General features: G+C 40.0%; 3 protein-coding genes. All 3 read left to right on the forward strand.

Features of this window, described 5'->3' with window-relative positions:
* Positions 1-266: YbfB/YjiJ family MFS transporter (locus tag ACFIL8_RS10200; RefSeq protein WP_375689675.1), on the forward strand; the 266-nt coding region annotated here is incomplete at its 5' end.
* 46 nt (positions 267-312) lie between these two features.
* The gene (locus ACFIL8_RS10205; RefSeq protein ID WP_375612481.1) at positions 313-705 is read left to right on the forward strand and encodes a YbfB/YjiJ family MFS transporter; all 393 of its coding nucleotides are present in this window, start codon (positions 313-315) and stop codon (positions 703-705) included.
* A 157-nt stretch (positions 706-862) separates the two neighbouring features.
* Positions 863-1507: FAD/NAD(P)-binding protein (locus ACFIL8_RS10210; RefSeq protein WP_375689677.1), on the forward strand; the 645-nt coding region annotated here is incomplete at its 3' end.

A 1507-nucleotide genomic window follows, 5' to 3' on the forward strand; every position in this document is an offset into this window, starting at 1 on the left:
TTATTGGTTTGAGTAAATCGCTGAACGCGAAAAATATTTGGTTTGGAGCTGGTTTTATATCTGTTGTATTGTTGCTCGTGTTATTTATTTTATTTCCACGTCGTGTTGATGCATCTCAATTTGCTATTAACGAGTCATTGGCACACGAAAATATCGTTTGGTGGGAACTCGCTCTGATTTATGGGCTCGCTGGGTTTGGTTATATTATTGTCGCGACATATCTTCCTCTGATGGCGAAAACATTTAATTTCCCACTGACTTGCTAACCACTTATGGTCGTTTGTCGGAATAGCCATTGTTCCTAGTTGTTTCATTTGGTTATGGGGAGCCCATCGGTGGGGGGTATTACGTTGTCTGATGCTCAATTTGCTTATCCAAGGAGGATGCGTATTACTGACATTATTCAGCCAGTCTCTTGTACTGATCGTTCTCAGTTGTATAGGGTTTGGATTTACTTTTATGGGGACGACTTCTTTAGTTATGCCGTTAGCTAAGCGTTTATATGCGCCGTATGGCATAAATCTGCTAGGCTTGGCTACCTTAACTTACGGTTTTGGCCAAATATTAGGACCTCTCTTGACGAGTTTTTTACAGTCTGGTTCATATGCCATTGCGCTTTCCGTTATCTGTGGTGCTGTAGCGCTTTTTGCCGCTGCTGGAATCTGTCAATATTGTCTTTGTAAAAAGGTTGTTGGCGTTTCATAAATCCGCAATCTTCACTAAAAAGTCGAGAGAATTTATTCCATTCTTTTTGAAATATTTTGTGAAAGTCAAATTATTTTAATAGGAGAGATTACAGAATGCTTCACTCTACAGTCGCTATTTTGGGCGTTGGTCCTCGTGGGTCAGTATTCTCGAACGCTTGCTCACGCTTTATTCCCATTATCCATTTTCTGGGAACATTGATATTTTATTGATTGATTCCAATGAGATAGGGACCGGTACCCATAGTGTGCATCAACCGGATCATTTATTGGTTAACACTGTCGCTTGCCAGATTACTTTATTTGGTGATGATACAGTTAAGGGTGTCGGGCCTATTCGTAAAGGGCCGAATTTCTATCAATGGGCTATTCAACAAGGTTATCGTAATATTAACGGTGTTTTTTCTCGTACAGAGCATAATGTTGGGAGAGAAATCAAAGAAAATGATTATTTATCACGTCGTTTGTTAGGGGAATACCTGTCTTGGGCTTACCAAGAGCTCACGCAAGATTTACCTTCCGGTATTCGTATTAAGGAGATCCGACAAAAGGTTATCAATCTCCATATCCACCAAGATAATAAAACGGATGTTCTTTTGGAAGATGGCTGTCATTATAGTGTAGATTTTGTTTATATGACCACGGGTCACGGTAAGAATATATATTCATCGCATGATGAAAGCCTGCAACAGTTTGTGGCTGGTCACCAAATGAAAAACGCTCTTCTGAACTATTATTCGAATCCTTATCCAATTGAAAAGTTGGACTCTATACAATCTCAGTCTCGTGTGCTGCTGCAGGGA

The organism is Bartonella sp. AP57NXGY, assembly GCF_042195805.1.
In the GTDB taxonomy this organism is placed as follows: Bacteria; Pseudomonadota; Alphaproteobacteria; order Rhizobiales; family Rhizobiaceae; genus Bartonella.